Source organism: Halomonas campaniensis (assembly GCF_002211105.1).
Lineage (GTDB): Bacteria > Pseudomonadota > Gammaproteobacteria > Pseudomonadales > Halomonadaceae > Vreelandella > Vreelandella campaniensis_A.
In genome coordinates, this window is the sequence record NZ_JPUA01000034.1 from 314,993 (window position 1) to 339,587 (window position 24,595).

General features: G+C 58.1%; 21 protein-coding genes. 3 read left to right on the forward strand and 18 right to left on the reverse strand.

What is annotated here, in order from left to right; all coding sequences use genetic code 11:
* Positions 1-74 precede the first annotated feature (74 nt).
* The 10 genes from JI62_RS23130 to JI62_RS13985 form a co-directional block, all read right to left on the reverse strand.
* Positions 75-1,223 (reverse strand): efflux RND transporter permease subunit, encoded by a 1,149-nt coding sequence (locus JI62_RS23130; RefSeq protein WP_346425903.1) that lies wholly within the window; start codon positions 1,221-1,223, stop codon positions 75-77.
* A complete protein-coding gene (locus JI62_RS23135) occupies positions 1,204-3,192 on the reverse strand; it encodes an efflux RND transporter permease subunit (RefSeq protein WP_346425904.1) in 1,989 nt (662 codons plus the stop codon). The genes JI62_RS23130 and JI62_RS23135 overlap by 20 nt, the downstream gene beginning before the upstream one ends.
* Positions 3,193-3,195: 3 nt before the next feature.
* A complete protein-coding gene (locus JI62_RS13955) occupies positions 3,196-4,293 on the reverse strand; it encodes an efflux RND transporter periplasmic adaptor subunit (RefSeq protein ID WP_240513250.1) in 1,098 nt (365 codons plus the stop codon).
* Positions 4,294-4,933: 640 nt separating this feature from the next.
* The gene (locus tag JI62_RS22485) at positions 4,934-5,314 is read right to left on the reverse strand and encodes a hypothetical protein (protein WP_141101328.1); all 381 of its coding nucleotides are present in this window, start codon (positions 5,312-5,314) and stop codon (positions 4,934-4,936) included.
* Positions 5,315-5,369: 55 nt separating this feature from the next.
* Complete coding sequence (locus JI62_RS13960; protein WP_088700732.1) at positions 5,370-6,521, reverse strand: alpha/beta hydrolase; 1,152 nt, start codon at positions 6,519-6,521, stop codon at positions 5,370-5,372.
* A gap of 129 nt (positions 6,522-6,650) precedes the next feature.
* A complete protein-coding gene (locus JI62_RS13965; protein WP_088700733.1) occupies positions 6,651-7,076 on the reverse strand; it encodes a Rid family hydrolase in 426 nt (141 codons plus the stop codon).
* 325 nt (positions 7,077-7,401) lie between these two features.
* On the reverse strand, positions 7,402-7,536 hold the full coding sequence (locus tag JI62_RS23225) for a LuxR C-terminal-related transcriptional regulator (protein WP_088701337.1): 135 nt from the start codon (positions 7,534-7,536) through the stop codon (positions 7,402-7,404).
* Positions 7,537-7,573: 37 nt separating this feature from the next.
* Positions 7,574-9,022 (reverse strand): sensor histidine kinase, encoded by a 1,449-nt coding sequence (locus JI62_RS13975; RefSeq protein ID WP_088700734.1) that lies wholly within the window; start codon positions 9,020-9,022, stop codon positions 7,574-7,576.
* On the reverse strand, positions 8,991-9,677 hold the full coding sequence (locus JI62_RS13980) for a response regulator transcription factor (RefSeq protein WP_088700735.1): 687 nt from the start codon (positions 9,675-9,677) through the stop codon (positions 8,991-8,993). Before JI62_RS13980 ends, JI62_RS13975 begins: the two co-directional genes overlap by 32 nt.
* Positions 9,677-10,492 carry a MipA/OmpV family protein gene (locus JI62_RS13985; RefSeq protein ID WP_088700736.1) on the reverse strand — a complete coding sequence of 272 codons (816 nt, stop codon included), beginning with the start codon at positions 10,490-10,492 and terminating at the stop codon, positions 9,677-9,679. Before JI62_RS13985 ends, JI62_RS13980 begins: the two co-directional genes overlap by 1 nt.
* A 211-nt stretch (positions 10,493-10,703) precedes the next feature.
* Here JI62_RS13985 and JI62_RS13990 point away from each other — a divergent pair, with 211 nt between their 5' ends.
* The 3 genes from JI62_RS13990 to JI62_RS14000 are packed head-to-tail and all read left to right on the forward strand — an operon-like array spanning position 10,704 to position 16,035.
* Positions 10,704-11,825, forward strand: coding sequence for an efflux RND transporter periplasmic adaptor subunit (locus JI62_RS13990; RefSeq protein WP_240513251.1), 1,122 nt, complete (start codon positions 10,704-10,706; stop codon positions 11,823-11,825).
* Positions 11,822-14,884, forward strand: a complete 3,063-nt coding sequence (locus JI62_RS13995; RefSeq protein WP_088700737.1) for an efflux RND transporter permease subunit — start codon at positions 11,822-11,824, stop codon at positions 14,882-14,884. Before JI62_RS13990 ends, JI62_RS13995 begins: the two co-directional genes overlap by 4 nt.
* An 8-nt stretch (positions 14,885-14,892) precedes the next feature.
* Positions 14,893-16,035, forward strand: a complete 1,143-nt coding sequence (locus tag JI62_RS14000; protein WP_088700738.1) for an amidohydrolase family protein — start codon at positions 14,893-14,895, stop codon at positions 16,033-16,035.
* A 124-nt stretch (positions 16,036-16,159) separates the two neighbouring features.
* Here JI62_RS14000 and crtB read toward each other — a convergent pair whose 3' ends face one another.
* Genes crtB through JI62_RS14040 form a run of 8 tightly spaced genes read right to left on the reverse strand, consistent with a single transcriptional unit; the run spans position 16,160 to position 24,454 of the window.
* Positions 16,160-17,086, reverse strand: coding sequence for a 15-cis-phytoene synthase CrtB (gene crtB, locus JI62_RS14005; RefSeq protein ID WP_088700739.1), 927 nt, complete (start codon positions 17,084-17,086; stop codon positions 16,160-16,162).
* On the reverse strand, positions 17,076-18,569 hold the full coding sequence (locus tag JI62_RS14010; protein ID WP_088700740.1) for a phytoene desaturase: 1,494 nt from the start codon (positions 18,567-18,569) through the stop codon (positions 17,076-17,078). The genes crtB and JI62_RS14010 overlap by 11 nt, the downstream gene beginning before the upstream one ends.
* On the reverse strand, positions 18,566-19,756 hold the full coding sequence (crtY, locus tag JI62_RS14015; RefSeq protein WP_088700741.1) for a lycopene beta-cyclase CrtY: 1,191 nt from the start codon (positions 19,754-19,756) through the stop codon (positions 18,566-18,568). Before crtY ends, JI62_RS14010 begins: the two co-directional genes overlap by 4 nt.
* A gap of 60 nt (positions 19,757-19,816) precedes the next feature.
* Entirely contained in the window at positions 19,817-20,941 is a 1,125-nt protein-coding gene (gene fni, locus JI62_RS14020; RefSeq protein ID WP_240513252.1) for a type 2 isopentenyl-diphosphate Delta-isomerase, read from the reverse strand.
* On the reverse strand, positions 20,868-21,368 hold the full coding sequence (locus JI62_RS14025; protein WP_240513253.1) for a sterol desaturase family protein: 501 nt from the start codon (positions 21,366-21,368) through the stop codon (positions 20,868-20,870). Before JI62_RS14025 ends, fni begins: the two co-directional genes overlap by 74 nt.
* 15 nt (positions 21,369-21,383) lie before the next feature.
* Entirely contained in the window at positions 21,384-22,592 is a 1,209-nt protein-coding gene (locus JI62_RS14030; RefSeq protein ID WP_088700743.1) for an ABC transporter permease, read from the reverse strand.
* Entirely contained in the window at positions 22,589-23,566 is a 978-nt protein-coding gene (gene ccmA / locus JI62_RS14035; protein ID WP_088700744.1) for a heme ABC exporter ATP-binding protein CcmA, read from the reverse strand. The genes JI62_RS14030 and ccmA overlap by 4 nt, the downstream gene beginning before the upstream one ends.
* A 9-nt stretch (positions 23,567-23,575) precedes the next feature.
* Positions 23,576-24,454 (reverse strand): polyprenyl synthetase family protein, encoded by an 879-nt coding sequence (locus JI62_RS14040; RefSeq protein WP_170938556.1) that lies wholly within the window; start codon positions 24,452-24,454, stop codon positions 23,576-23,578.
* Between the last annotated feature and the right edge of the window lie 141 nt (positions 24,455-24,595).

A 24,595-nucleotide genomic window follows, 5' to 3' on the forward strand; every position in this document is an offset into this window, starting at 1 on the left:
TTGATTTAGAAAACAATGCCGGGCGGGCCTAGTCTTTTTAGGCCCGCCCATTTATTTTCAGGCTTCCATTTGATTCAGTAAGATTGATCCCTACGCAATGATACCCACCTTGCAAGACGCTGTTGTCCGCTCATGGCAGCTACCATCAAACTGGGCAGGAAGGTCAGCGTGATGACCGTGGAGAATGCGATGCCAAACATCACGATGGCGCCGAGGCCACGGTAGAGTTCAGTGCCTGCCCCGGGGATCAGTACCAGCGGGGCGATGCCGAAGATGGTGGTCAGGCTGGACATCAGGATCGCGCGCAGACGGATATTGACCGCATCATCGACGGCCGCGACGATGGATTCCGCGCCTTCTTCCAGCCGCTTGTAGGTTTCCTGAACGATCAGTATCGGGTTGTTGACGACGGAGCCGAGCAATACCAGGAAGCCGAGTAGCGTGATCATATCGAAAGGCTGGTGGATGCCAAACGGAGCGCCGAGGCCATTGAGTATGGCCAAGCCAAGAATCCCGCCCGCGAGTCCCAGTGGGATTGTGGCCATGACGAATAACGGCCGCCCCCAGTGGCGGAAAATCGCTACCAGCATCAGATAGCATAATAAGACCGCGATCATGAAATTACCCGAGACCGCTTCGCGGGTGGCTTGCAGCTGGTCGCTGGCGCCGGTGATATCTATCGATACTCCGTGAGGGATCTCGCCAGCGACACACATGGCCTCAATCAACTCGTTTTCCACGCGCTCGACGCCCGTTTCCAGCGCCACCGAACGCGGCGGCACGATATTCAGCGTCACCGTACGGCGCCCGTCCAACCGCCGAATGCTGTCCGTATCGACGGACTCGTTCAAATCGGCCAATGCGGAAAGTGGCAGCACGTCGCCAGACGGTGTGGCAATGGGCAGGTCACCCAGGCGATCCGCCCGCTGCTCGCTACCCGCGCTGCTGAACAGGTAGATGTCGACCCGGCGGTCATCGAGGATCATCTGGTCGGCGAACGCACCATCGCTTAGCGCCGCCACGGAATAGCCAAAGCGTTCCGCATCGAGCCCGACTTCCACCAGTCGCTCCCACCGAGGCTGGATCTCCAGCAATAACTGATCCAGGCTGAGTGAGCTCGGTTCTGAACCAATCTGCGCGTCGTCGAACAGTGCTCCTGCGCGGGCATAGGCAAGGCTCGCAACCTGATAGATCTCGGCAAGATCAGAGCCGGAAATGTCCATGTTGATACTGCGCGTACCGCCATCGTTGGTGGAGATGATGGAGCCCCGTGAGGCGAATGCGCGCATGCCCGGCCAGGCCGTAAAGCGCGCCTCGAGGGCGCCCATTAACAATAACACGAATGCCCTGGGCGTCGACGAACATGGCGAAGAAGCGTAGTGCGGGCATATTCGTTTCGCCACGGTGGAAGCGTGCCGGTTCGTCATCAAGACGCTGCTGCAGCTCCGGGATTAGCTCCTGCGCGATGGATTCCATCTCCGTCAGGTTGTAGCCCGGCGGTGCGATCATTGTAGAGAAGATGCGTGCCTCTTCGCCTTCCGGCAAGTACTCAGCCGGAGGGGTTAGCCACACCACGACCCATGCCGACAAGCCAAGCGTGCCGAGTAGAATCGCTATTCGCCGTATCGGACGGCGATAGGCGCGGGTGATCCAACGGCCGATGCGGTCAAAGGCGCCGTCCTCGACGGTAACTCCTGGCTGGATTGCCGGTAGCAGTCGTGCCGCCATCGCCGGTAGCACGGTCACCGCAACGGCCATCGACGCAAGAATAGAAGAGGAAATCGCAATCGCGATATCCGAATAGAGCTGTCCGGCTTCCTCCTGAATGAACAGCGTGGGGGCAAATACCAGGACTGACGTAAGCGTGCTCGCCATGACCGCCGTCCAGACCCGGCGCACGCCCGCCACTGCGGCATCGAAGGGTTTCAGGCCGCGTCGCCGTGCCTGGTCGATGCTTTCGAGGACGACGATGGTGTTATCCAGTGTCATGCCGATGGCAAACGCTACGCCGGCCAATGAGATAACGTTCAGCGTCCGGCCTGCGAGTAACAGGCCTATAAAAGCGGCGATCGTACAGACCGGTATGGCAATCACCCCGACAAAGGTGCTGCGCGCTGAACGCAGGAAGGCAAACATTATCAGTGTTGCCAGCAATGTCCCGAGCAAAAGGTTATTCCAGACGTTGGCGACCGAGTCCTCAACGTAGCGCGCATCTTCGTTGATCAGCGTCATTTCAAGACCCAGCGGCGCCAGAATCTCGTCGCTGATCGCCTCGACTGCCGGCAGTACGGCATACTTGGTCTGGACGACATTCGATCCCGTTTCGCGGCGCACCGCCAGGATCAGTGAAGGTAGGCCGTTATAGAATGCCTGGGTACGCATTTCATGGTGACTGAGCCGGATATTGGCCAGTTCGGAGAGCCGCATCAAGGCGCCCTGACGCTCGGCAATAATCAACTCGCCCATATCGGCGGGCTCGCGGAAGCGGCCGATCGTGCGGGCCATCACACTGCGCTTTCCACTGTCCAGGTCGCCCGCTGAACTGTCGACGTTACGGGTCTGCAGTGCATTGCGAACATCGGTCATGTCGAGCCCGCGTTCGGCCAAACGGTACGGATCGATTTCTACGCGCACCTGACGTGCTTCCGCACCCCATATTTCCACGAGCGAAACACCATTGACACGCTCCAGACGGGGGCGCACCTCATCCTCCAGAAAGTTACGCATCATCGCCAGATCGAGGTTTTCCCCACTTTCCGCACGTGGCCCGATGCGGAAATACATGAAGGGTTCGTCCGAGGAAGAGACTGTTGTCAGGGCGGGGGCATCGACGTTTTCAGGGTAGCTGGATACTTGGCTAAGTGCGTTGTTGGTGCGTATCAGCGCTTCATTAATGTCGACGCCGAAGGGAAACTCCAGCTCGATACTGGCTTGGCCGATGCTGGCGGTGGATACCATTCGTTGGAGATTGGGCAAGGTACGTAGGTATTGTTCCTGCTCGATAAGGATCTCTTGCTCCACGTCACGGGGAGACGCCCCAGGCCAGCTTGTCTCCACGCTGATGGTGCGTACTTCCAGGTCGGGGATCATCTGAACCGGTACACGCAGTGCAGCAGTGATCCCCAGTAAGCAAAGGATCAGAACCGCGACGGCAATCAGGGTGCTGTGGTGAATAACGCGTCCGAAATCCATATGTTAGCGCTCCACCACTTCTACGGACTGACCATCGGTCAGGGCCTCATTGCCTCGGGTGACGACCTGATCGCCCGGGCGCAGGGTGTCACCCGCGACGACGACCAGATCGCCCTGTTCATACAGAACTTGCACCTGGCGCCGGCGGGCGATGCGTTCATTGTCTGTGTCATCAACGATGTAGACGCTGTGACTGCCATCCGGTTGGCGCAGCAACGCATCGCGACTGATGGCCAACGTATCGGTTGCTTGCGGGGGTAAAGAAATTTCTGCTCGGGCGGAGGTGCCAGGAAGTAACCGACCCTGTGAATCGTTTACCAGTAGGCGAAGTAGAAAGGTTCTCGCCTCGGGGTCGGTGACGGGAACCCGTGCAATGATCTGCGCTGGCAATGGAGTGTCACCCAGCGTATCGGCAAATACCTGCGCTTGTGTCTGATCATCCAACTGCTCAAATCGCTCTTGGGGCACTTGCACATCCAGACGTACACGATCAATCGCAACTAACGATAACACCGGCGTTCCCCGTTGCACCCATTCGCCAACTTCGGTGAGTTTTTCGGCGACGACGCCTGGGAAAGGGGCTGGCAAACTGTGCCGTTCAACCAGTTCTTCCTGCTCTCGTGTGGCTGCCTGAGCGGAGGCTGCCGATGCCCGTGCTAGGTTTAGCCTAGCGACACGCGATGCGACCTCTGTTGCGGGGATGGCCTGGCGTTCAGCAAGCCGCTGTGCCTCATTAACCAAGCGCTCGGCCTCACGTACCGAGGCGTTTGCCTCTTCCTCCTGAGCACGAGCACGCATGAGCGCCTGTTGTACAAGGGCCGGATCGAGTTCCAGCAGTACCTGCCCGGTCTCAACATGATCACCCGCGTCAACATGCACGTGAGCCACGAGCCCGTCTGCGCGTGGGGAGAGGCGTGTCTGGCGCTCAGCGGTTAGGGTACCCGGAAGTGACAACTGCTCGCCTAACGTCGCCAGTTCCGCTGGTGCCACTGAGATAGGTACGGCAGCACGCTCATTGTTACTTATATTATTGTCAGGAGGGGCGCCACAGGCCGTCAGTAGGAAACAGGTTAACCCAGAAAGCCAGAATTTGATGGTCATGGTCATTCTCTCCGGCCATCCTCTGCTAGGAGAAAAGCCATCAGTGGGTTAAATAACCAAGCCTTGAAGAATAAAAATGTATCGGACAGGTTTCTAAGTTCCATAGCTTTTCTAAACTCTTCCAAAGGATCGAAGACGGCAGCATCTGCGAAGGCTATCGATTGTTACCAAGGCCCTACCTACTATTAATGCTTCGCTGCTCTCTATATGTGATTATCTCTGCTTACCGAGCCGGACTATCAAAACTTTTCGCTGGGAATGAAAAAGTAAGCCATGGTTGTACCCACAGTGTGTCAAAGATTGGTTATTTTGTAGCAAGGTGCATCAAGGCAGCTAAAGCGCGGTAAATATTGCTGAAGCTAAGCAGCTACTTATCCACCGGAGGAGGTTTCTATAGCGAATGGTCGAGGTCAAACTCATCGAATGCTAAACCGTGGTTTCAGGCGAATACTGATTGACGGTCGGGGGGAGTTTCTGAGGCTTACCGATTGGGCGTCCTCCGTCTTGCGAGTGATACGGTGCTGCTACCTGTATCTTCCAGCAAGTATATTCGGGGGCTGCTTTTCTCAGATTTTGCGGTCGAGTCGTTATTGATGGTTATTTCGCCGTTTGATTTTTAGCACAGCAATTAAGAAGTAGTTTAGGTCAGCAAGAATATAACTAAAAGAGTCCCTACGCCTGCCACTCCTATTATGTTGGTGAACTCTACTATTTCATCCTCTATATCACTTGGTAGCCAAGCTGTAGTGCTTTTTGATTTTGTTTTGGAAAAGATTAAGGCCGTAGTGCTAGCTTCAACGCTGAAGACGGCAATGACGCTTTCAATTGATCCTGAATTAAAAAGCATCATGGGTAAAGCTAAAAAAGCGGTTAAAGTTATTGTAATGCGTAAAGCAAAGCACTGTGAGTGGCTTAGTGTTCCAGGGGATTCCGGGAACCAAACATTTGAGAATGACGTATTCTCTTTCATGCATAGCGTTACAAAAAAACGCTTGGATAGTGAAAGTATAGATATAACCATTTTATTGCACCTATTCTCCATGAGCCCCGAAAAGCTCAGCCGGGGGGGACGTCGATCAGTCTCCTGTTACCTCGCGAATATCATCGAGGAGGTCGTCAAAGTAGGGATTCCAGGTCAGGCGAGCGTGATATTTTTCCGCGCCGCTCTGACCCCATGCGCCGAACCAGAGGGTCTCTGGGTCATCGGGTGGCGCGAGACCATCCTGGCCGTTTTCCAGCATGAGGTAGCTACCCGCTTGACCGTAATAGGTATTCTCGGGCGCAAACAGCACATTCATATGGGAGAAGGTGCTGATTCGCCGGTCGGGTAAATGGCTGGTAAAGGCGGTGACACGCGGATCGTCAAGGTTTTGTGGTGTGTCCCCGTACCATACGAAGCGTGATTTACGATTGGGAAAGCGGTTTTGAAAGGCAGTGAGCGTCGCGTTGGGGTTAAGGACGCTATCATGCTGGCTCATCGTTATGAGTACGGGTTTATCAAAGTGTGCGGTGTCGAGATTTTTTTGCACGGTACTGACCGAGCGATAATAGAGAGAGGCACCGTGCGTAGGAAGCGACTGGTAAGTGGCGATATTGTCCTCGTCATCAATGTCGAGCCAGTCCCAAAAATAGGCAAGGGCTGGAGCAAGAAATAAATAGCTGCTACCGGGGTAAAATCCAGGAGAAAACAGCAGCAGGCCATCGACATTGTTGTCTGTGAACGCATGAGAGGTGACCAGGTTACCGCCGGTTGAGAAACCGCCAAGCCAAAGCTCATCGACCTCGGCTGCTAGCAGTTCGGCGTGATGGGCAATGATTTTTTCCCAATCCTCATTATCGGCTAGCATCAGGTCGGCGGGGCGTGTGCCGTGGCCAGGCAGAAGAATGGAGCGAACCAGCCAGCCGTCATTCGCCATGGCGGTGGCGATATCAATGAAATACCACGGGCTTGCGCCCAGTCCATGAACTAACAGGATACCGCGTTTCGCCGGTTTATCCGGGCGGAATTCGAACGGCGTATTGAGCTCTATTTCAAGGTCGCGGTCTTCACTGATGAAAGCGCGGTTATTCGCAATCCATGCACGAGTTTCGCGCACATATTGATCAAAACTCTCCTGATCATAGGGAGGCAGGCTGCCTGAGGATTGAAAGCGTGGAGAATCCGGTGGCACGGCGCAGGAGGTCAGTAAGAAAAGTGTGAAAAGTAGAACGCTAAGCCGACGAATCATGAAAGCCTCTCTGTAGTTGCTTGCCTCTGACAGAGAGTCACCAATGTGCTCCCCTTACTTAGAATGATTGGGCAGGCGGGCTGTGTAGTGTTTAACGAGCAGCTTGATTATTTTGACTGTTACGGTCATTTAGCCGTTTAAGGCAAACCCCGGCAGCACTGCCTCGGCCTCGATAGCGATTAACCATTCCGGTTCGGCAAGGCCGTACACAATTAACCAGGTGGCGGCCGGCGGTGCGATAGGGAATCGGTGCTTCAACGCCTCCATCACTACCTGCTGTTCATACCGCACGGATTCGGCTAAGTAGATTCGTAGCATTACCACCCGCGTGAGATCGCCCCCAAGACTTGTTAGTAACCGTTCGATATTGTCGAGTGCTGCCTGGGTCTGCTCGGGCAACTCTGGGCCCGCTAAATGGCCCTCGGTGTCGACGCCCACCTGGCTCGACATCAGCACCCGGGTGCCACCCTGAACTAATACGGCTTGGCTATGGCCTTCGGTCAACGTATTGGGCAGGTTGGGCGGGTTTAATGGTTTGCGTCTTAAAATTTGCATGACCACCTCCTTAGTACGTTCATAGGGTCGCTTGTAAGGATGACCATTCAATCGCGCCTGATACTCTGTTGGATGAACAATGGCCGCTGTTTGTCAGCATGTATTCAATACATACAGTCAACGTCGTCGCTAATTTGTATTCTGGTTAAGAGCTTCTATGTTCGACGAGCCGATGGTTCCACTATCGGCCTACTTTTCTTTCTCGTTTCTTACTGACATTACGTTTTCGCCAAACCGCCTTGCAATGTGTAAGACCCACCCTCTAAAGCAGGTCTGCTGTGAACGCCCTGAGTTTGGCCGCAGCACGTGTGGTGCTGTTTAGTTTTCAGAAAATGCTCGCAACATGGGTAGCGACGCTGCTGGGGCTGATATCCAGAGCGCGGGCGGTTTCTTTATTACTCGCACCATTGATAACCAGCCTGGAGACGTTGTCCGGGGGAACCACTCTTGGGGGGGGCATGGCGCCGAGGCGGGGAACCACCCATGCCACTGCCTTTTCAAATGGCCTTGGGTGGGCGTTTATCTTGACGGTGGTACACGCGTTCGCTGGTAATTTTTTCGCGGGAATCGCTTGCACTGGCCTCGTTTTCTCTGCATAAGGTCATGATCAACCCGGGATGGGCGTTGTGGGCCGAAAGCTCCCAACCGTGTGCCATGGCAATCTCTTGGCAGATGGCCAGCCCCAAGCCTGCTCCATGGTCGCGCCGATGCGCCCCACGCCAGAAGCGTGAGAACAGCAGGGCCAATTGCTCTGGTTCGACGCCTGGGCCACGGTCACGCACAGTTATTATATTTTCCTGGATCTCCATGCTGACAAGGGTCTGCTCGGGGGCATGCTGGATGGCGTTCTCCAGCAAATTCTTGAGCAGGGTGAAGCATGCCCCGCGATCAGCCTTCCATGTCACCCCTTGATCCGGGGCAAGCACCGTTAAATGCACGTCGGCGGACTCTGCCATGCGCTGTAAGTAGGTAGAAGCCTCGTGGGCGATGTCCTGCATCCGAACAACGCTAAACTGGTAGCTGTGTGCCTCGCTCGCTTCGGCCAGCAGTAGCAGTTGTTGCACTTGGCGCGTCATGTACTCGACATCGCTCAATAGCGCCTCACGATCATTGTTACCATCTGCGATCAATTCAATCTGTGCACGAATCAACGCCAGTGGCGTTTTTAACTCGTGTGCTGCATGGCCGAGAAACTCCTGCTGTAGGCGATAACCCCGCTCAAGGCGTTCCAGGGTGTGGTTGAAGCTATCCACTAGTGGCGCAATCTCTGCGGGCACCGCGTCCGTATTCAGCCGGGCGTTGATGGAGCGCGGCGAGATGGCCGCCGCGGACTCCGATACGTCTCGCAATGGCTTGAGGGTGTAGCGCAGGGTAATATAGGCGCATAACCCGAAAGCGACGAACAGCACAAGTCCGAACACTGCCACGGCAGCGACCACCTGCGGAAAGGACACGGTATAGACGACATCCAGGAACCTCGCACTGACCGCGAATTGCAGATACCACCTTCGCCCCTCATGCTCGAGGGGCTGCGTTGCGCCGTAGAAGGTCTTTCCCTCATGCTCGAAGGTGAAGTTGCCGCGTGCCAGCCGAACAAGATCGCCGTCGGCCGTCCAGAACTCCTCACCTGAGCTGGAAAAGACGGCCACGTTTCCGGCTTCATCCAGAATCCGGTAAGCCGCTTCGCGCTGCGGACCCTCGTACAGCCAGGCGCGATCCTCCAGACTCGAGTCGAAGCCGACGGGTCGGCCGCGACTGTCGAACTCGATATTGTCTACTAGCCCCTCGGCCGCGTCGGCCAGATCCATACGAGCCAGTAGATCGCTCTTAAGCACCACTGCAGCAGCAATTACCAGCAGTGTGATACTCAGCACCATGCCCGCCACATAGGCCAGCAGCACTTTCAGCCTCAGGCTATTTAGCGTCATCCGCTTGACGAAGCGCATACCCCATTCCTCTGACGTTGGCGATCCGCTGGCGCGAGCCGATGGCCCGCAGCTTGCGGCGTAAACGGTGCAGGGCGACATCCAGGGCGTTAGGTGTTACCGCCTCGCTTAGGCCCCAGGCCGCCGCTTCCAGCGCGCTGCGGCGTACGACCTCATCGTGCTTGTATAACAGCAACTGCATAATGTGCAGTTCCGCCGGGGCAAGGGTAATACTCTCGTTCCCGCTAAACAGAACGCCGCTTTCCGTATGCAGTCTCAGGTCGCCGTGAATGGGGTCGATTGAATGGAATTCCACAGGGCGGCGTAGCAAGGCACGGACACGCGCCACCATCTCATCCATGGCAAACGGTTTGGGCAGGTAGTCGTCGGCGCCGGCTTCGAGGCCTTCTACCCGGTCATGCAGTGCATCGCGCGCCGTTAACACCAGGCAGGGCACGCTAAGGCCCGCGTTGCGCAGCTTCTTGAGCAGTAGCAGCCCGTCCCCATCCGGCAAGCCGCGATCGAGCACCAGTGCCTGGTAGGATATCTGCTGAACGGCAGCCCATGCTGCATCAATGCGGTCAACTACATCCACGGCGATGCCAGCGTTCACCAGCCCTTGGTGCATTAGCTGGGCTAGGCGATCGTGATCCTCGATCAGCAGTATCCGGCTCATCAGAAGGTGTAGAGATAGCCAACTAACACGGCATTTTGGGTTGAGCGATCCACCAGCGGGCTATCTTTGATTTCGTCCGCCAGGCTCGTGACCTCAACACCTATCAGCACAGAGTGATGCTGGTCAAACTGGTACACGCCGCGCCCCCCCGCCTCGATATTGGTAGCCGACTCTCCCTTATAGGCGGGGCGATCGAAGCGAACCTCATTATCGCGAACGCCGAAGTAGTAATCGACGTTCTTGTCGTCCTGCCAGGATGCCCCCACGTATGGGGTTAGCATTATATGTTCGCCGAATTCCCACGTTCTCTCCAGGCCAAGATCGACGCGCTGCCCGTCGCTGTTGCCGGAGACGTCGGTGAGCCATTCGGCGCTGACCTCGAACAGCTCGCTTTCCCACTCCACTTTTGCCCCCGCCCAGAAGCCGCCCTCGCGCTCACTCATGCCGTTGAGAATCGGGGCGTCTCCTTGCTCGTAGCCGCTCTCATCGTACTGGGCGACGATACCGAAATTGAGCTGTTGTGAGTCGCTGATGACAAGACTCGGCAGTTTAAATTCGATTTCCGGTCCGAAGACACTAATGTACCGGTTTTCGATCAGGAGCAAGGGAAATGGGGTGGTTTCCCTGTCGATACCGGCATAGGGATCCTGGTCGCTCATTGCACCTACGCCCAATCCCCAAGTGGTTCCGTCTGAATGTTCTTCGTCGGCGAACGCCAACGGAGAGGCAATAACAAGACCACCGATAAATGCGGCTGTCGCCAATTTTATAGCGGTGAGACGGCCGTCCAGCAATAGCGACTGATGAGAACTCATGGTTGCACTCCTAGCATTGTGTGTAAGTGAGAGCGTTATGGAAGTGCCATCATCAGGAGGATTGTCTTACGCGTTTCTTACTGAAAACGGATTTGATCAAGCGCTACGTCAGTAAGAAACGAGAAAGGAATACAGGCCGATAGTTGTTCAACAGAAATGCTTGATGTCGTTTTTCATCAACGAACTGAACAATTTGAGACAGGCCTGAATTATGTCACCTCCAACCGGAAAGATGTATCTCGGCATTACGATTGCCGTCATCGCTAGCGCTGCCGCGCTGGCATGTATGCAGGCGGTGTCGTCGGAAAGCGATGCCGTCGCCGAACCGACGGCGCAGCCCTCACTATCCGTCAACGTGACGACATTAGAACCTCAGACGCTTTCGACGACGATTGCGGCCAATGGTGATATCGCTGCGTGGCAGGAGATCATTATCGGTACCGAAATCGGTGGCCTACGGCTGGTAGATGTCAAGGTAGACGTGGGTGATGAGGTCACGGAAGGGCAGGTGCTGGCCGTTTATAACGACACGACGGTGCGCGCAGAGCTGGCGAGGAGCCGGGCTGACGTGGCGGAAGCTGAGGCAACGCTTGCGGAAGCGAATGCCAATGCCCAGCGTGCCCGAAGTTTGAAAACCACGGGATCGCTTTCAGAGCAGCAGATTCAGCAATACGAAACCGCCGAACTCACCGCCAGGGCGCGACTAGGCGTTGCGCAAGCGCAGAATGAAGTCCAAGCGCTACGCTTGGCTCAGACGCAGGTGGTCGCCCCAGAGGACGGTTTGATTACCTCCCGCACGGCCACTGTTGGCGCTGTTACCGGCGCCGATCAGGAACTGTTCCGATTGACGCGCAACGGTCGGCTGGAGTGGCGGGCCGAGGTCGCCGCTTCCGATCTGAATGAGCTGCGACCAGGCCAGACTGCCCGGATAAGCCTGCCTGGCGGCTACGACCTCGACGGGCGATTGCGCACCATCGCGCCGCTAGTGGACACCGCGACACGCAATGGTCTGGTTTATGTCGACCTACCGTTAAGCGACGTTGCCCGGGCGGGAATGTTTGCGCGGGGAGAGTTTGAACTGGGCAGCCGCCAAGTAATGACGCTACCCCGAGCTGCGGTGCAACTACGCGATGGCTTTGGCTACGTCCATCGCGTCAGCGATGAAGGCCAAATAACGGAGCAGAAAGTTGCCCTTGGTCAGCAAACGGATGATCGCATCGAAATTCGCGACGGGCTTGAGCCCGATGCCAAGGTGGTCGCCTCGGGCGGTGCTTTTCTGGGAAACGGTGACCAGGTTCGGGTGGTTGAGACCGACGCCGAGGAGGGGGTATGACGCTCAATACCTCATCCTGGGCGATTCGCAATCCTATTCCGGTGATCCTGCTCTTCATCCTATTGACCTTCTGGGGGCTCATCTCCTTCCGAGGCTTGTTTATTCAGGACTTGCCGGATGTACAACTGCCCCTCGTAGAGGTCTCCGCCTCGTTGCCCGGGGCGGCCCCCGCCTTAATGGAGAACGAGGTTGCCCGCAAGATCGAAGACTCCATTGCTACCGTCTCCGGCGTCAAAAATATCTCTACAACGCTGACGGATGGTAATGCCGATATCGCTATCGAATTCCGGCTGGAAAAGTCCTTGCAAGAGGCTCTTGAGGATGTGCGCGACGCTGTTGCTCGCATGCGCTCGGATCTACCCGCCGACCTGCGTGATCCAGTGATTCGGAAGGGGGAGTTTTTCAGTGAGCCGATTGTACGCTACGCGGTGAGCTCCTCCGATCTAGACGATGAGGCACTCTCCTGGTTCGTCGATGACAAAATGACCAAGGCCGTCTTGTCGGTGCCAGGCGTTGGCTCGGTTCGGCGTATCGGCGGGGTCGATCGCGAAGTCCGCGTGGCATTGGATCCGGATCGCCTGCTGGCGATGAACACGACAGCGTTGGATATCTCACGCCAGCTGCGCCAGGCGCAGTTGGAGGCGCCCGGTGGGCGCGTGGATGTCGGCGGAGCCGAACAGGCCGTGCGCATCATCGCCAACGCTGCATCCGCAGCTGAGCTGGCGACGATGGAGCTGGCACTCAGCGACGGTCGCCGTATTCGCCTTGATGAGGTGGCGACGGTCACCGATACCGTGGCCGAGCGGCGCTCGATAGCATTGCTTGATGGCGCGCCCGTCGTCGGCGTCGAGATGACCCGTGCCGAGGGGTACGGCGAGGTGGATATGGCCGAGGGCGTGCAGTCCGCGCTCGCGGAATTACAGGCGCAATATCCTCATATAGAGATCGAAGAAGCCTTTAATTTCGTCGGGCCGGTGCTGGAGAACTGCCAGGGCTCCATGCATATGTTATTCGAGGGCATGGCGCTGGCGGTGCTGGTGGTGTTCTGCTTCCTGCGCAATTGGCGGGCCACGCTGATTGCGGCGGTCACACTGCCACTGTCGATCATACCCACCTTCGCCTTCATGCATCTGATGGGCTTCTCGCTCAATGTGGTGACGTTGCTGGCGCTCTCGCTGGTGATCGGGGTGCTGGTGGATGATGCCATTGTCGAGATTGAGAATATCGAACGGCACCTGCTAATGGACAAGCCCCCGCGCCAGGCTGCTATGGATGCGGCGGCAGAAATCGGCTTGGCCGTTGTCGCCACCACCTTTACGTTGATTGCCGTTTTTCTGCCCACGGCCTTTATGAGCGGCACCGTCGGGCAATTCTTCGTTCAGTTCGGTTGGACGGCCTCGGTAGCCGTGCTGTTTTCGCTATTGGTGGCACGTCTGCTGACGCCCATGCTGGCTGCGTATCTGCTGCGCAAACCCCAACACCCCTCGCGCGATCCAGCGTGGATTAGCGTCTATCTTGTCGTCGCCCGTTGGTGCCTGCGCCACCGTAAGACAACGCTCCTCGCGGCGGCGGCCTGCTTTGCAGGAGGTATCTGGCTGGCCTCGACCCTGCCGGGTACCTTCATACCCCCCGATGATGATTCCCAGACGCAGGCGACGCTCACCTTGCCGCCCGGTAGCACCTTTTCTGAAGCGGCGGCGCTTGCCGAGCAGGCACGCTCACGCCTGGTGACACAACGCCATGTCGTTAGCGTCTTCGCGGCTGTCGGTGAGGGCTCTGGCAGCAGTGACTCTGATGTGACCTCGGTTGAGCTGACCGTTGGTTTGTCGGATCGCGCAACCCGCGCGGGCGTTACGCAGCAAGACATAGAGCAGCAGTTACGCGTTGCACTCGCCACGCTTCCTGGTGTGCGAACTCGCGTAGGCGACGAGGGGGATGGCTATGAGCTGGTGCTCGCCGGTGAGGATAGCCGGGTGCTTGAACTGCATGCCCGCCAAGTCGAGCGGGAGATGCGCGCCATTCCCGGCATAGGCGCGGTGAGTTCGACGGCCAGCCTGGTCAGGCCTGAACTCATTGTACGCCCTGATTTTGCCCGCGCCGCCGACCTTGGGGTTTCGGCTCAGGACATCGCCGATACGCTGCGCATCGCGACAGTGGGCGATAACGCTGAGGATCTTCCTAAGTTGAATTTAAGCTCGCGTCAGGTGCCGGTGATGGTCCGGCTGGCGGATGCCGCTCGGGAGGATATGGCGACCCTTAAACGGCTGCCTGTGCCTGGTGTTAATGGGAGGAGGGTGCCACTCGAGAGTGTTGCCTCCTTCGAGTGGAGCAGCGGCCCTTCGGAAATCACCCGGCACGACCGTCTGCGCAACGTCAATTTCGAGGTGAGCCTGCAAGGGCAGCCTTTGGGGGAAATTGAACAGGCCGTGCAGGCACTGCCCAGTTTACGTCAGTTGCCACGCGGCGTGTTTCAGACACCAGAAGGCGATGCAGAGGAAATGGAGGAGCTTGCCTCAAGCTTCGGGATTGCCATGCTGACCGGCGTGCTGTGTATCTATATGTTGCTGGTGCTGCTGCTCAAGGATTTCATGCAGCCGGTCACTATTCTGGTGGCGCTGGTGCTCTCCGTACCTGGGGCTTTCCTGGCGCTGTTCCTCACGCAGACGCCCGTGTCGCTGCCCGCCATGATCGGATTGATCATGCTGATGGGCATCGCCACCAAGAACTCAATCCTGCTGGTGGACTACATCATCATCGCCCGTCGGGTGCATGGGTTGGAACGTGTGGACGCCATTGTTGATGCCTGCAAAAAACGTGTCCGGCCCATCGTGATGACCACCATTGCCATGGGGGCGGGCATGATGCCGATCGCCCTAGGATGGGCTGGCGATCCCAGCTTCCGGGCTCCCATGGCCTTTGTCGTCATTGGTGGGCTGCTCACTTCAACACTTCTGAGCTTGCTGGTTATCCCGGTGGCGTACAGCTACGTGGATGACATCGGCAATATCCTGGGGCGGTTCAAGCTGCCCCCAAACCACGCAACGCAAACATCGGAGTAGAAATTGTCATGAAACAGATCGAAAAAACCCTAGAGAGCCTGACAATGGGACGCCGTAGTTTTCTAACTGGCGCGGCGGCACTTGGTGTTGGTGCCGGGTTGTCCGCGCCTGCCATTATCTCCAGTGCTGCCGCGACAGAGAAATCGGTCATCGCGTTGCGAGACCAGGATCTGCCCTTTATCGCCACGGAAGAGACCTATACCACCGAGGAACTGATCGCGCTGAACGCGATTAACGATCAACACGTAGAGTACCTCAGGGAAACGGGTCTTGCCGAACTCGGCCCTGGCCGCATCGGCGCAATGGATAAGGCGGGGATCAATGTTCAAATCCTCTCCGCCCATACGCCGGGCGTGCAGAATGTCCCCGGTCAGGAGGGCATCGATTTTGCCTATCGTCTCAACAAGATGATTGCCGATGGCCCGATGGCCACCCATCCGGGGCGGTACCAGGCCTATGCAACCTTGCCTCTGCAGAACCCGGAAGCATCAGCGGACGAACTGGAACGCGCCGTTCGGGAAGATGGCTTTGTGGGGGCCATGACCAATGGGTTCATTGGCAACAAATTCCTCGACCACCCGGATTTCGAGCCCATTCTGGCGCGCGCCGAGGCGCTTGATGTGCCGATATACCTGCATCCAGGCTTCCCCCCGGAAGACGTGTTCAATATTTATTACAACACCGTGCGGCCAGGGTATGACCAATTGTTCCAGAACTACATTTTCAGCGGTTCAGGATATGGATGGCACCAGGAGGTGCTGACTCAATGTCTTCGCCTGATCATCACTGGGGTGTTCGATAAATTTCCTAAACTGCAGATGATTATCGGCCATATGGGAGAGGGCCTTCCGTTCTACTACGAGCGTATCGTGGGAGATATGAGCGAGTCGACGGAAGACTCGCTGAACAAGCCTATCGGGCAATATTTCAGTGACAATTTCTGGTACACAACCAGCGCATTCTTCCAGGATGAACTGCTTCATCTTTTGCTGAGGTACATCAGTGTGGATCGGGTGATGTTTGGAACGGATTACCCGTTTGCAGACATGAAGCAAGGAACCGACTGGTTTCGGGCGGTGGATCTGCCCCGTGAAGCCAAGGAAAAGATTGCGTTCCGAAATGCAGAAAAGCTGTTCGGAATAAAGGTCTGACGCATCCGCCCGGGATCGAATGATGCCGATTGGTTTTGGTGTCAGCGGGGGCATAACCGGAGATCACTGTGGCTGTATCAGCGCCAACTGCTGGAAAAGCAAGGGGGTTCCATGAAGAAAGCCGCTACGCTGGGCGCTGCCAGAGACCGCTAGACCTTGGCGCTGGCTTTTGCCAGCGGGATGCCACCGCGTGAGCGAGTCCCAGACACAGCAGGCGCGCCTTGTCCACCTTGCCGGTCGAGATGCGCGTGTCCCAGGCCCGAGCACCGTGCGCTTTCACCTTGATCCCGATTTCCCGATAGACGCCGTGGGCGGTGCCGATGGCCCAGGCGCAGCGAGGCGGCAAGGCCGTCAATCCACCGCGGGCGGAGTCATAGTAGGGTTCCGCCCGCTCGATCAGTTGTCGGGCCAGGCCTGCCAGGGCCTCACGATGCCTTGGCGCGGTTATCTCCTGGCGTGGAATGCCGGCTTCCTCCAGCCACTGTGCCGGCAGATAGCAGCGACCGATGTGTGCATCCTCGATAATGTCCCGGGCGATATTGGTTAGTTGAAAGGCCAGCCCCAGGTCGCAGGCGCGATCCAGGGTCGCCTCATCCCTCGCGCCCATGATCCAGGCCATCATGATGCCCACCACGCCGGCCACGTGATAGCAGTAGTCCAGGGTGTCTTCGAGGGTGACATAGCGCCGCTGTGCCACGTCCATGGCGAAGCCGTCCAGGTGAGCCAGGGGATAGCGCTCGGGAATTCCGTGGCCGAGCGCCACCTCCTGAAAGGCGGCGAAGGCCGGGCTTTGCATGGGCTCCCCGGCATAGGCGCGACGCGTCAGGTGTCGCAGCTCGTTCAGGCGCGTCTCGCTGCTTTCGCTCGTTGTTTCCTGAGCACGAAAGCCCAACTGCTGGTCGTCGATCACGTCGTCGCAGTGGCGGCACCATGCATAAAGCATCAGGGCGCTGCGACGAGTGGCCGGATCGAACAGCTTGGCGGCGGTGGCAAAACTCTTGGAGCCCACGGCGATCGTCTGCGCGGCATGCTGTCCTAGCTTATCGGTCATCGAGTCGCTCCAGCATCAGGCCCGCAGTGGCCTTGGCGGAACCGATCACTCCAGGCACCCCCGCGCCGGGATGGGTGCCGGCCCCCACCAGATAGAGGTTGTCGATCTTGGCGTCCCGGTTGTGAGGCCGGAACCAGGCACTCTGGGTGAGAATCGGCTCCAGGGAGAAGGCGGAACCCAGGTGAGCGTTGAGCTCCTCGCGAAAATCCAGGGGGGTGAAGTGCCGACAGGTCACCAGGTGCTCCCGAAGCCCAGGAATATAGTGGCGCTCCAGATAGTCGAGGATGCGGTCGCGGTATATCGGCCCCTGGGTTTCCCAGTCGATGTTCGCCTTGCCCAGGTGCGGCACCGGTGCCAGGACATAGTGAGCGCTACAGCCTTCCGGTGCCAGGCTCGGGTCGGTGACACAGGGGGAGTGCAGGTAGAGGGAAAAATCCTCCGCCAGGGTGTCCGCGTTGAAGATCTCGTCGATCAATTCCTTGTAGCGGGGGCCAAAGCACACCGTATGGTGCTCCAGGCCTTGCGGTGGACGATCCAGGCCGAAATAGATCACGAACAGCGACATGCTGAAGCGCTTGCGGCCCAGGGCCCTGGCTTGGCGGGTGCCACGGGAATGCCCACTCAACAACTTGCTGTAGGTATGCATCACGTCCGCGTTGGAGGCCAGTGCATCCGTCGGGAAATGCCGGCCATCCGTCAGGGTGACGCCGTTCACCCGATCCCCTGCGGTTTCGATGCGTGCCACTTCCGCGTTCAGTTCGAGGGTGCCGCCGAGGTCCTCGAACAGTTGGATCAGGCCCTGCACCAGGGCGCCGGTGCCGCCCCGGGGAAACCATACGCCCCACTCCCGTTCCAGGGCATGGATCAGGGTATAGATGGAAGAAGTGGCGAAAGGGTTGCCCCCCACCAGCAGGGAATGAAAGGAGAAGACCTGGCGCAGGTGCGGATCCTCGATGAATTTCGAGACCATGGAGTAGACGCTGCGCCAGGCCTGAAGCTTCGCCAGCTGTGGCCCGGCGGCGAGCATGTCGCGAAAGGCCAGAAAGGGCACGGCGCCGAGCTTGCGATAGCCCTCCTCGAACACCGCCTGCGAATAGCTCAGGAAGTGCCGGTAGCCCTCCACATCCCGGGGATTGCGCTCAGCGATCTGTCGCTCGAGGGCGGCCTGATCGTTGACGTAATCGAAGGCTGGGGCATCTTCCCAGCATAGCCGGTAGAAGGGCGTGACCGGCAGCAGTTCGACATAATCTGCCATGTGTTTATCTGCCAGACGAAAGAGCTCTTCCAGGGCGGAGGGGTCGGTAATCACCGTCGGACCGGCATCGAAGGTGAACCCCTGGTCTTCATAGACATAGGCGCGGCCACCGGGCTTGTCGCGCTTTTCCAGCAGGGTGGTCTGGTAGCCGCCGGACTGCAGGCGAATCGCCAGGGCCAGGCCGCCGAAGCCGGCGCCGATCACCAGGGCACGTTGAGGCTGGGTCATGAGCGTATTCCGAAGAAGGTGGATGAAATCTTTTGTGGGGAATTCGCCCGCACCGCCTTGAGCGCTTCGCCAAGCGGCACCGGCGGTTTGCCCATCAGGATGCGCACCTTGTCGGCACGGGTCAGGCGTCCGGCGTAGAAACGTTCGATTAGCGGTTCTGACAGACCGTAGAAGCGTTGCATGACCTGCCAGCGCCGCTCCGGGCGGCCCGCCAGGAACAGCATGCGATTGAGTAGGCGAAAGTAGCCCTGGTGTCGCCATTCCCGGGCGGCGAAGGCATGGATGGCCTGGAACAGCGACGCCGCATCGATATTTCCAAGCTCGGCGATGCGCTCCGCCAGACCCATGGCCTGGGGTAGGGAGTACCCGGTGGTGGGGTGGAACAGACCGGCGCGCAGGCCGCTTCGCGGTTGGCCTTGGGCGTTCTGCCAGAAGGCAGCGAACTCACCCGCCAGGATGATCGGCAGCACGCCGCTCTCTTCTCGCAGGGTTTCGACGATCCGCCAGTCGCGATCCCGCGCGTAGGCGTCGATATGCTCTTGCAATTGGACCGTGTCCGTCTCCGGGCGGTTCACGTAGTGGGTATCCTCGATCAGCAGAGTATCTTGGCTGAACGGCAGCACGTAGACGAACCGGTAGCCATCCTGCTGGGGCACGCTGGCATCCATGAGGATCGGTTCTTCCAGGCCGTGGGGTTTATCCAGACGGACTTCCCGGCCGAGAAATGCCTGATAGCCGAGGGTCAGGTGAGCGCTGTCGGCGGGGCCCCGACCGTCGATTACTGCGTTCGCGTGCAGCACCCGGCCATCCTCGAGCTCCACGCTATCCGTGGAAAGGCGGGCCACGCGCGTGTCGACCCACAGGCTGTCGCCCAGGGCCTCTTCCAGAACGTGGGCGAAATCCCGGGAGAAAATGCTGGAGTAGCCCCCGTTCAACAGGCGCTCGCGGTGCGGGAAAATCACCCGGTGCCGCGGCCAGCGACGACCCACCAGGGGCGCCAGCCAGGCATGTTGGGCTGCGGAGAGATCGCCATCGTGAAACGACCAGGTGTGATGACCACCGGGGCGACTTTCGCTTTCCAACATCAGCAGTCGCAACCCTGGCTGCGCCTCTATCAAGCGCAGGGCGATCAGGCCGTTGGCCAGACCGCCCCCCACCAGTATCAGGTCATGGCCCGGCGCGTTCATGAGTCATATCTCGTCGCCAGCGACCGGCGCGGCAGGACAGGGGCGATGACGGCGATATACCTAGCCATGGGGCGCTTCCAGAGGGACGTCGCGATCATCCAGCAGCACCGCCGCCCGCAAGGCATGCAGATCGGCGCTGCCGGTACAAAAACAGGCGATACGCAGCTGCTGGATGACCACCTCGAAGTGCTCGATCACCGCCTGACTGGATTCGGTGGCACTCTCGAGCACTGCCGCGGCCTGGCCCACCAGATCCGCGCCCAGGCGTATGGCCTTAGCGGCGTCCACCCCATCGCGAATGCCGCCGGAAGCAATCAGCGGCGTCTCCGGCAGGGTTTGGCGCACCGCTCGAATGGCCTGGGCGGTGGGGGTGCCCCAGCCAGCGAAGGCCATGGCGACCCGGCGCTGGGTCTCATTTATCGCGCGTTCCGCCTCCACCGCCGCCCAACTGGTGCCGCCCGCGCCGGCCACGTCGATCATCGCCACGCCTTCTTCCACCAGCGCCCGGGCCACCTCGGGGGAGATACCCGCGCCGACTTCCTTGACCACCACCGGCACCTCGAGCGACGTGACCAGCGTGCCGATGGCCTGAAGCACGCCACGCCAGTCCCTGTCGCCGCCCTGTTGCACTGCCTCCTGAAGGGGGTTGAGATGGACGATCAATGCATCGGCCTCGATCATCTCCACCGCCCGGCGCGCCCAGTCGATCCCCTGGGGCTCCCGTAGCTGACCTGCGCCGATATTGCCAAGCAGGGGAATATCCGGGGCGATGCGTCGTAACTGCTTAGTCAGGCCATGATCGTTGCCAGACTGCAGAGCGACTCGCTGGGAGCCGATGGCCAGGGCGATACCCAGGTGTTGGGCGGCTTCTGCCAGGTGATGATTGATCGTTTTGGCCCGCTCGGCACCGCCGGTCATGGAGCTGATCAACAGCGGTGCGTTCACTGTTTTATGGAAAAATCGTGTGCTTAGATCGATATCGTCCAAGTGCAACTGTGGCAAGGCGCAATGGACGAAGCGATAGTCGGCGAATCCCGTAAGGGTCGACGTGTTAGCCCGACGAGCGTCCAGCACGATGTCGAGATGATCATTCTTGCGTTTCACCATACTGTCATCGGTCATGTCGCGCTCCCGCTGGCGGTGCAGCCCGTTGCTGCTGTAGGCGTTTTTTGAGTTTTCTGACATCTGGCGCGTAAAGGAAGCCGAAGGACACAGCACCCTCTCGAGTACGTACGGCATGATGTATGCGGTGAGCTTGAACCAGACGCTTCAAGTAGCCGCTCTTCGGCTGCCAGCGAATCGGCCAGCGTTGGTGAACCATACCGTCGTGAAACAGAGAGTAAGCGACGCCGTACAGCGTAATGCCTGATGCGATGGCCATGAGAGGCTTCCAGTAAAGATCCCCCACAGCAAACATGCCGACCACCACCAGCGAAAACACAACAACATACAGGTCGTTTTTCTCGAACACGCCCTCAGTGGGTTCGTGATGGGATTTGTGCCAGCGCCAGCCCCAGCCGTGCATAATGTACTTATGGGCGTACCAGGCGAACACTTCCATGCCCAGGAAAGCCGCTATCACCAGCATGAACGTCCAGAACCAGTCCATCATGTTTTACAACCTCTCTTAGGCCGGCGTCTTGAATAAGGGGAGGGCAGCTAAAAGCAGGCACACCAGTGCCACGGCGGTCAAAATGCCGCCGGGCTGGGCTAGCTGAGACCAGCTATCGCCGCGAATCAACGCCCCATAAAAACCTTCAATAGCCCAGGCATTCGGCGTGAACAGGCTCACCGTCTGTAACCAGTCAGGCATCATAAAACGTGGCACCATTGAGCCGCCGACGCTGGAAATAATGAGCACAAAAAACGAAGAAAAGGTGGTCGCCTGTTGCGTTGTTCGACACAGCGACAGGAGTAAAAGTGCCAGCCCGGCACTAGCGGCGGCGCAGGCAAGTGCCATGACAATGACTTTCGCCAAAGCGCTCTCTATCTGTAGTCCAAAACCGAACCTGGCAACCAGGAATATAGCGCTAGCCTGCAAAAATCCCAGACTTAACAAAAACAGAAACCGTCCCAGCAGTAACCGTGAATGCGCCGCTTTGCTCAGTAGAAGGCGTTCGGAGATACCGTTTTGGCGCTCTTCCAAACTGACCATGCCAGCGTTCACGGCGGACAATAACAAGAACAAAATAGTGGTGGCACCCGCATAGTAAGCAATACCGCTAAGCCCAGATATAGACGCTGGCGACTGCCCATAGACGGGTTGAAACTCGATAAGCGCGTCTTCGGCGGCTGCGCTGTCCGATTCTCGGGCCATTGTTTCTAAAGCGGCGTCCAAGCGCGCCTGTTGCTCGGGCGAGAAGCCATCAACCAACGCTTCTGTGCTTTGCGCAAGACGTTGGGCCAGAACCTGTGGTTGTTGGGAGGCTAGGCTTTGTCGCAGCCAGCCTTGTAAAGAGAGGGCGGCAATTTCACGAGTGGGTTCGCTGACGATGGTAAACAGCGGACGGTTGTTATTGTCTGATTGCCCGTGGATGATCACGGCTGTGTCGAAATTGCCTTGTCGCACCTCCTCAAGCAGTTGGGCACGGCTCGAATTGGGCAGAGCCGTCATCTCCACCTCTTCGGACTGTGTCAGGTGCTGCGCGAAGTCTTGCAATACCGGATCTTCTGTTTCCACCACGAGCCCTACCCGCAAGTGCAGGTCGCCTTCCGTAGCGCCGGAGAAGATGCTGGCGAAGATGGCGAATACCAGGCTGGGCAGAGCGAATGCCAGGAGTAACGCGCCGCGGTCTCGCCACAAGCCCAGGGCCATCACCCGAAAAATTGCCCTCATGGCACCGTCTCCGCTGCAGAGTCGGTTCGGGCACCGGTAAAGTGCTGCATCACGTTTTTTAATCCAGGTCGGCGTACCGAAACCTCGGCAATGGCATCACGTGCTTCGCCCAAGCCGCGGTAGAGGTGATTGATCACCCTATCCAGCGGTAGGTCACTTTGGAGCCACCATTCACTGCTCTCATCACTACTCTCATCACTGCGAGGGCGAAAGCCGATCTCCTGCAGCCGCCCACAGAGTGCCGGGGAGAACATGTGAGCCGTACGCACAACGAACAGCTGACGGTTGCCGAAGGTCTCCTGTATTAACGTCTGGGGCTCGGCCAAGGCTTTTAGTTGGCCTTGATGAAGAAGGGCGACGCGGTGGGATAGCACTTCAGCTTCATCTAACTCATGAGTAACAACTACCATGGCCGCCCCTTGCTCGGCGCGGCGGCGAATAAGGTCGTGGATTGACATGCGCACACTCAGATCGACCCCGGTCGTGGGTTCGTCCAGCACGAGTAGAGAGGGGCGGGAGACCAGGGTGGCTGCCAAGTGTAAGCGTCGTTGCATACCACCAGACAAGTGATCCACCCGCACATGGGCTTTGTCTGTTAACTCGATTTCTTCCAGCGCTTGGCTGACCCGTGTGGGCACCTGGTGGCGGCTGACACCTGCGCAGCGCGCGAAAAACTCCAGGTTCTCCCGCCCCGTCAGGTGCCGGTATAAACCCAGGAACTGGGGGGTGAAACCGATGGAATGCTGATAGGCCTTACCTGGAGAAAGCGCTTTTCCTGCAATGAATATTTGCCCAGAGGTGGGGCGCAGCTTGCCGGTGATGGCGCGCAACAATGTCGATTTTCCGGCACCGTTAGGCCCGAGGATGCCGAGTATTTCGCCTGGACGTACCTGTAAAGAAACGTCGTCTAAGGCGCTGTGGCTGCCGTAGACAACCCGTAGTCGATCAATGGTGAGTGCTGCAGTCGTCGTCATTCGCAAGGTCTAAACCCCAAGCCTTTGTGCCGCACCGTTAAAGGTAACGAACTGTTGTTCCACGAGCGCTGCGAGTAAGGATTCATCGTATCCTGCTCTACTCAATTGCTCTCTTGCCATGGCTTGTGCATTGCTCAATGCGCCGCTAACTTCTTCCGGTGTATAAAGAGAAAGCAAAGTGGTTTTCGCCGTATCCTGCTGCACGTCCTTACCGGTCTCATGCACAAAGGTACTGTGATCCAACATATCATCGTAAAGCTGAAACAGCAGACCAAAGGCACGGGCAAAGCGCGTCAATGCGTCTATCACTTCTGCATCCACCCCCCTAAGTTGTGCACCGGTGACGACAGCAAACTCAAACAGGCAACCTGTTTTCTGGTGGTAGAGTTGCTCAATGGCGCTCTTGGAGCCCACGGGCTGATTTTGTAAATCAGCGACCTGCCCGCCAACTAATCCCATAGAACCAATAACATGGCTGAGATGAGCGCTCACGGCGACTTTGGTGGAAGCATCCACGTTGGGGCAATCGGCGATAACCCCGTACGCGAGGTTGAGGAAGTTGGTTGAGGCAAGAATGGCTGTGCTTTCGGAAAAGCGTATGTGCGTGCAGGGGCGATCGCGGCGCATAGTCGCATCGTCCATGCAGGGCAGGTCGTCGAGAATCAGCGAAGCGGTATGCACCAGTTCCGATACGCAGGCCATACGGAGGGTGCGGCTGTCAGTGGCCACGTTCGCAGCCAGAAGCGTAAGCAGTGGGCGCAAGCGCTTGCCTGAACCCAATAAGGCGTAATGCATGGCTTGATGCAGATGCGTGGGCGATGTTTCTTGAGCTGGCAGAAGGTTCAGTAAGGTTGCGTTTATCATGCTCTTTAGATGGACAGCATCCATCAGTGGAGTCATTGGAGCCGAGATGGTTATTGATGCCTGTGTCTCGCTCGCGATAGACGCGGGCTCTGCGGCGGAAGCTTGCGGCTTGCGTGTAAAGGTCACCCTGTACCCCCGATTGCCTACCGATGCGGCCGTAATAAA

Bases quoted from the DNA above. Each gene is read 5' to 3' on its own strand.
- JI62_RS23130 (WP_346425903.1), bottom strand. From the start codon at position 1,223: ATGGACATTTCCGGCTCTGATCTTGCCGAGATCTATCAGGTTGCGAGC.
- JI62_RS23135 (WP_346425904.1), bottom strand. From the start codon at position 3,192: ATGGATTTCGGACGCGTTATTCACCACAGCACCCTGATTGCCGTCGCG.
- JI62_RS13955 (WP_240513250.1), bottom strand. From the start codon at position 4,293: ATGACCATCAAATTCTGGCTTTCTGGGTTAACCTGTTTCCTACTGACG.
- JI62_RS22485 (WP_141101328.1), bottom strand. From the start codon at position 5,314: ATGGTTATATCTATACTTTCACTATCCAAGCGTTTTTTTGTAACGCTA.
- JI62_RS13960 (WP_088700732.1), bottom strand. From the start codon at position 6,521: ATGATTCGTCGGCTTAGCGTTCTACTTTTCACACTTTTCTTACTGACC.
- JI62_RS13965 (WP_088700733.1), bottom strand. From the start codon at position 7,076: ATGCAAATTTTAAGACGCAAACCATTAAACCCGCCCAACCTGCCCAAT.
- JI62_RS23225 (WP_088701337.1), bottom strand. From the start codon at position 7,536: ATGCCCCCCCCAAGAGTGGTTCCCCCGGACAACGTCTCCAGGCTGGTT.
- JI62_RS13975 (WP_088700734.1), bottom strand. From the start codon at position 9,022: ATGCGCTTCGTCAAGCGGATGACGCTAAATAGCCTGAGGCTGAAAGTG.
- JI62_RS13980 (WP_088700735.1), bottom strand. From the start codon at position 9,677: ATGAGCCGGATACTGCTGATCGAGGATCACGATCGCCTAGCCCAGCTA.
- JI62_RS13985 (WP_088700736.1), bottom strand. From the start codon at position 10,492: ATGAGTTCTCATCAGTCGCTATTGCTGGACGGCCGTCTCACCGCTATA.
- JI62_RS13990 (WP_240513251.1), top strand. From the start codon at position 10,704: ATGTCACCTCCAACCGGAAAGATGTATCTCGGCATTACGATTGCCGTC.
- JI62_RS13995 (WP_088700737.1), top strand. From the start codon at position 11,822: ATGACGCTCAATACCTCATCCTGGGCGATTCGCAATCCTATTCCGGTG.
- JI62_RS14000 (WP_088700738.1), top strand. From the start codon at position 14,893: ATGAAACAGATCGAAAAAACCCTAGAGAGCCTGACAATGGGACGCCGT.
- crtB (WP_088700739.1), bottom strand. From the start codon at position 17,086: ATGACCGATAAGCTAGGACAGCATGCCGCGCAGACGATCGCCGTGGGC.
- JI62_RS14010 (WP_088700740.1), bottom strand. From the start codon at position 18,569: ATGACCCAGCCTCAACGTGCCCTGGTGATCGGCGCCGGCTTCGGCGGC.
- crtY (WP_088700741.1), bottom strand. From the start codon at position 19,756: ATGAACGCGCCGGGCCATGACCTGATACTGGTGGGGGGCGGTCTGGCC.
- fni (WP_240513252.1), bottom strand. From the start codon at position 20,941: ATGTCAGAAAACTCAAAAAACGCCTACAGCAGCAACGGGCTGCACCGC.
- JI62_RS14025 (WP_240513253.1), bottom strand. From the start codon at position 21,368: ATGATGGACTGGTTCTGGACGTTCATGCTGGTGATAGCGGCTTTCCTG.
- JI62_RS14030 (WP_088700743.1), bottom strand. From the start codon at position 22,592: ATGAGGGCAATTTTTCGGGTGATGGCCCTGGGCTTGTGGCGAGACCGC.
- ccmA (WP_088700744.1), bottom strand. From the start codon at position 23,566: ATGACGACGACTGCAGCACTCACCATTGATCGACTACGGGTTGTCTAC.
- JI62_RS14040 (WP_170938556.1), bottom strand. From the start codon at position 24,454: ATGGATGCTGTCCATCTAAAGAGCATGATAAACGCAACCTTACTGAAC.